Annotated in this window: 8 protein-coding genes; 6 read left to right on the plus strand and 2 right to left on the minus strand. The window is 42.9% G+C overall.

The genetic code is table 11. The annotated features are described in order from the left end of the window. The first annotated feature begins 219 nt into the window (after positions 1 to 219). Genes mbpA through BACPLE_RS07855 form a run of 4 tightly spaced genes read left to right on the plus strand, consistent with a single transcriptional unit; the run spans position 220 to position 1,969 of the window. Positions 220 to 519 carry a mobilization protein MbpA gene (gene mbpA, locus BACPLE_RS19850; protein WP_004327437.1) on the plus strand — a complete coding sequence of 100 codons (300 nt, stop codon included), beginning with the start codon at positions 220 to 222 and terminating at the stop codon, positions 517 to 519. Beyond that, positions 516 to 1,310: a mobilization protein MbpB gene (gene mbpB, locus BACPLE_RS07845; RefSeq protein ID WP_007560590.1), complete on the plus strand. Its 795-nt coding sequence runs from the start codon at positions 516 to 518 to the stop codon at positions 1,308 to 1,310. The genes mbpA and mbpB overlap by 4 nt, the downstream gene beginning before the upstream one ends. Next, positions 1,267 to 1,719 (plus strand): mobilization protein MbpC, encoded by a 453-nt coding sequence (gene mbpC / locus BACPLE_RS07850; protein WP_004295511.1) that lies wholly within the window; start codon positions 1,267 to 1,269, stop codon positions 1,717 to 1,719. Before mbpB ends, mbpC begins: the two co-directional genes overlap by 44 nt. Positions 1,720 to 1,738: 19 nt before the next feature. Then, on the plus strand, positions 1,739 to 1,969 hold the full coding sequence (locus BACPLE_RS07855) for a hypothetical protein (protein WP_007560596.1): 231 nt from the start codon (positions 1,739 to 1,741) through the stop codon (positions 1,967 to 1,969). 38 nt (positions 1,970 to 2,007) lie between these two features. Here the strand turns inward: BACPLE_RS07855 and BACPLE_RS07860 are convergent, their stop codons facing one another. Beyond that, complete coding sequence (locus BACPLE_RS07860) at positions 2,008 to 3,012, minus strand: replication initiation protein (RefSeq protein WP_007560598.1); 1,005 nt, start codon at positions 3,010 to 3,012, stop codon at positions 2,008 to 2,010. Next, entirely contained in the window at positions 2,963 to 3,148 is a 186-nt protein-coding gene (locus BACPLE_RS18845) for a hypothetical protein (protein ID WP_007560600.1), read from the minus strand. Before BACPLE_RS18845 ends, BACPLE_RS07860 begins: the two co-directional genes overlap by 50 nt. Before the next feature lie 464 nt (positions 3,149 to 3,612). Here BACPLE_RS18845 and BACPLE_RS07865 point away from each other — a divergent pair, with 464 nt between their 5' ends. Continuing rightward, positions 3,613 to 3,864, plus strand: coding sequence for a hypothetical protein (locus BACPLE_RS07865; protein ID WP_004295507.1), 252 nt, complete (start codon positions 3,613 to 3,615; stop codon positions 3,862 to 3,864). After that, positions 3,861 to 4,136, plus strand: a complete 276-nt coding sequence (locus tag BACPLE_RS07870; RefSeq protein WP_004327436.1) for a type II toxin-antitoxin system YoeB family toxin — start codon at positions 3,861 to 3,863, stop codon at positions 4,134 to 4,136. Before BACPLE_RS07865 ends, BACPLE_RS07870 begins: the two co-directional genes overlap by 4 nt. The last annotated feature ends 170 nt before the right edge of the window (positions 4,137 to 4,306 follow it).

The raw sequence follows: 4,306 nt of genomic DNA on the forward strand, positions 1-4,306 counted from the left end.
TGAAAGACATGTTCCCGGATGACTTCTGCGGCGTGTAATCCCCTTGGGTAGAAATTGTTAGGCTGTGGGGGATTTTCTAACATGCCTGGGCTTTTTGCCGGGCGGTTGGCGTGGATGTATTCCCATGCGGCATGTGTATATATAGCAAGAAGTGTCCTTGTCGGACAATTCTTGCTTTTCTCGCTTTGCTCAAAAAGATTTTAAGATTACCTTTGTGGCATGGAACTAAGACGGAACGAAAAGATTACATTCCGATGTACCGAACTTGAAAAGGACGCACTTGCGGAGCAGGCAGCCCGGTGCAGTCTAAGCGTATCGGAATACTGCCGGAGTTTGTCCCTTGGGGGGCGCCCAAGGGAGAGGTACACCGAGGAGGAACGGCAGCTTCTCCGGGACATAGCCCAGTTGAAAGGAACGCTCCAACGGCTGAACAACTACTTCGGTGGTCGCCAGTACCGGGAAGTGTTCGAGGAGAACCGGGCACTAATTACAGAGCTCAAAAAAATACTCTCACGATGATAGGGAAAGGGAAAAGCATATCACATGGTGTGGCGGCATTGGAGTACGACCTCGCCAAAGAGATAAACGGGCAGGCAGTAGCCACCGAGATAGCCCGGCATGAACTTTATGGGTGTACTGGTGCGGAAATGGTGCAGGAAATGAAACCGTATCACATTGATTTTCCGAACGTAAAAAACAACTGCCTACGTTTCGAGGTCAGCCCCTCGATAGAGGAAAGCGCCACCTTTACGGATGCGGACTGGGCGGAACTTGGTAACGACTTCATGCAGCGCATGGGGTTGGCGAACCACCAGTACATCATCATCCGGCACAGCGGTACGGAGAGCAAGAAAGAGCAAGCCCACCTGCACATACTGGCAAACCGGGTTTCCCTTTCCGGGGAACTGTACCGGGACAACTGGATAGGGAAAAAGGCAACGGAAGCCGCCAATGCCATAGCCAAGGAACGGAACTTTGTACAGTCGCAGGACATTGGCAAAGTCAACAAAGCGGAAATCAAGGAAGCCATGGACGGCGTATTGAAGAAGATGCAGGGCTTTGACTTTACCAAATTCAAGGAAGAACTTGGTAAGAGAGGTTTTAAAGTCCGGGAAGCCAGGGCAAGCACCGGGAAACTTAACGGCTACTATGTCACAGCCCGAAGCGGTACGGAGTATAAGGCAAGCGAGATAGGGAAAGGCTACACTCTCGCCCATATCGAGCGGACACAAAGCAAACTGAAGTGCAACTCAATGAACATATCTCATGGAAACAAACTCACACCCGGAAGCGGCAGCTTCCAACGTTAAGCAGGGACAGTACAGCCCCCGGAAAAGAAAAGACACAACGCCAAGGGTAAACCCGCAGCTTGCGGTAGAACTGGTGTATCAAGAACTAAAGCGTGTTGAAGTCTATACGAAGCGCATAGAGGACGCAACAGCCCGAAAGGTACAAATAGACGGGAAAAGCCTTGAAAGTGCCGAAAATCGCCTAAAAAACGTATTGGCGGACTTTGAACGGCAGGGGTATAGAATGAAAAACGGCGGTTATGTGGACAAACGAATTTCGTTCTACTCAATCCTTTGTGCTGTTATCTCCCTATTGTTCGCTTGTTTCATGTGCTATCTTTGGACGGATGCAGCCAAAGACCGGGACAACTACAAGCAGTATTATGAATACTACCAAGAGCAGGCAAGGGAACAAAAGGGGAATAAATAAACATCTAACTTTACGAATTATGGGAACAGCGGAACACGAAGAACCCCGGTTCTTCTTCATACTGAACAAGGGTGCGAAGTCCGGCGGCGAAATCACCCATGCCGTCCTAAACGGTAGTATCGTTTCGAAGCCGGCAGGCTGGGACGCCTTTCATGGGCTTGTACTGGCGAAAGAGAAACTAAGCAGCGAGGAAATACAGCGGCAGATGAAAGAGCTTGGTGTAGAAATGGAAATCGTTCCTCTGATTTGACAAGATTACCCCGGTATATTTCAGCCGGGGTAATCTTGTCACTTATCCTTGATTTTCCATTTAAGGGCATTTATAATCCACCCTTTTGGATTTGTTTTTGTCCTTGATTTTCCTCTAAGTATGGCGAGTTCTGTCATGATGTCTGGAAGTTCCATTTGTGCTGTTACAAATAAATCCCGGTTGTTTTTGATTTCTTTATCGGAGAACTCCAAAGATGTTTTTAAGTAACTTATCACTTGCCTACCTAAATCCCATGAAAGCCCGGTTTGCTTTTGTAGCTCTTTTTTGTATAGCTCTGCATCACGATGCTCTGGCTTGAATATTGGATAGAAGTTGAAACTTACAATTTTTTTCCCTTCCTTGTTTGCGGACCATTCGAATGTATAAGGACTTAGTTCGTCCAGCTCATTTTTTGCAGGTTCAATTACTTTCCGGACAAAATCGTTTGTCTTTGCGTATTTATCTTGTACTTTAAACATTTCTTTGAGCTGTTCAAGTGGATAGATTAGTTTTGTTTTCTGACCGCTTAAAAGTTCGTAGAACCGCATAGAATATACACTCTTAAACTTCATCGCAGTGGCTAATTCGTATTTGCGAAACCCTTTTGAAAAATCTAAGCAGCAGTCCCATATGTGTGAGTCTATTTGGAATGATACAACAGATGAACGCTTCTTTATCTTTGGCAATGCAATAATAGAAATGCTTATCCATTCTTTTTCATCCTCATAGGTAAAGATTTTCTTTTGTAGAGATAACAGTGCTTGTTTTACACGTGTGTAGTTTTCATCACTTTCTCCATTTAGCAATGAAGCAATAGGCATTGTGATGTGAACGGTATCAAAAAGTGTGTGTTCTATTTTTTTACAATCAGTTGCAAATCTAACTCCTTGGAGTTCACCTTGAGCCATTTCTACAATTCTATAAAGTATGCGCTTCTCATAAACGGAAAAGTCATACTTGGCTGTCGTCATAATATAGCTTTGTATTTGGTCTTTATTGACGACTGTTACACTGTTGTTCTTCTGTTGTTTCGTTTTCATCATCTACACGAAAGGATAAAATACTGTTGGCTTTATCTATGTGAGGAGCGTATATTTCAGAAAATTTTGCGAGGATAGAAATTGCGTTTTTAACCCTTTCAAATTCTTCTTTCTTAAAATGAACTATGATTTTCTTCATCCTTTATTGATTATTAGTATGTTGCGCAAATATAATAAGTAATTACGACTTGTGCAAATGAAAATCGTAGATGATGCAAAATAACATTCAAAAAGTCGTATTTGGAAGGGAAAATAACATTCAAAAAGTCGTAGTAATGTGTTAAATAGCATTCAAAAAGTCGTAGTAATGTGTTAAATAGATTGTGTAAATTATTGGATTTCAGCATAATTTTTAGTTAAAAAAAAAAGCTGATAAGCATATAAACAAGTTATGCTTTATAACAAGTCATTGATTTTTTACGGATAAGTGGTTGATTTACTGTCGGAAAAAGAAAAACAATAGGGGAAAAAAGCAAAGCAAAACCAACCAACGGGCGGTAGGACTGTGAACGGCTTTTTATGGCGTGTACACATTTGTGTGCAAAAAGTTTGTATTTTATTGAAATATAGCTATCTTTGTACTGAATTTAAAAGCAAACAGATATGGAAGCATTATCAGTAAGAGAATACCGTAACAACCTCGCAGCGTCTTTCACCAAAGCTGACAATGGCGAGCAGGTACTAATTCGCAGGAAAAACGAGATTTACGCTTTGGTAAAAGTTGGTCGTGAAGATTTGATGATAACCCCGGAACTGCAAGCAAGGATTGACAAGGCAAGGGAAGAAATCAAATCCGGAAAGTGTGTTACCCTCAAAAGCAGTGAGGATATTGATGCTTATTTCGACAGTCTATGATGTACACAATTAGGGTTTCCGACGGGGTGGATAAGGTGATTGCCAAATGGAAGAAATCAAACCCCAATTTGTTCAAGAAGTATAAGAAAATCTACAAAGAATTGTTAGAGCACCCTAAGACTGGGCTTGGGCATCCCGAAGCGTTAAGGGGCGGTGGGGATATTACATGGTCTCGACACATTACCGCCCATGACCGGATAATCTATGACATTTACGAGGAAGTGGTAGAGGTCTACATTTTGGAGGTAGAGGGGCATTACAACGATAAATGATAAAACTGTTATGGTCGAATATTGTGTTTACTGGTTAGAGAACGGCGAGCCTATGCACGAGGTGTTCTCTAACCTTGCCGCCGCCGAGATGTACTCATGTGCGATAAGAGGGAAAGAAAACGTTGAATGGGTGGAGGTGTCCGAAGAAGAAGCCATTGATTTGGACGAAC

The sequence above is a fragment of the Phocaeicola plebeius DSM 17135 genome, assembly GCF_000187895.1.
Taxonomy (GTDB): Bacteria; Bacteroidota; Bacteroidia; order Bacteroidales; family Bacteroidaceae; genus Phocaeicola; species Phocaeicola plebeius.

Coding starts and splice junctions, on each gene's coding strand:
- BACPLE_RS07865 (WP_004295507.1), top strand. CDS start 3,613: ATGGAAGCATTATCAGTAAGAGAATACCGTAACAACCTCGCAGCGTCT.
- BACPLE_RS07870 (WP_004327436.1), top strand. CDS start 3,861: ATGATGTACACAATTAGGGTTTCCGACGGGGTGGATAAGGTGATTGCC.
- mbpA (WP_004327437.1), top strand. CDS start 220: ATGGAACTAAGACGGAACGAAAAGATTACATTCCGATGTACCGAACTT.
- mbpC (WP_004295511.1), top strand. CDS start 1,267: ATGGAAACAAACTCACACCCGGAAGCGGCAGCTTCCAACGTTAAGCAG.
- mbpB (WP_007560590.1), top strand. CDS start 516: ATGATAGGGAAAGGGAAAAGCATATCACATGGTGTGGCGGCATTGGAG.
- BACPLE_RS07860 (WP_007560598.1), bottom strand. CDS start 3,012: ATGATGAAAACGAAACAACAGAAGAACAACAGTGTAACAGTCGTCAAT.
- BACPLE_RS07855 (WP_007560596.1), top strand. CDS start 1,739: ATGGGAACAGCGGAACACGAAGAACCCCGGTTCTTCTTCATACTGAAC.
- BACPLE_RS18845 (WP_007560600.1), bottom strand. CDS start 3,148: ATGAAGAAAATCATAGTTCATTTTAAGAAAGAAGAATTTGAAAGGGTT.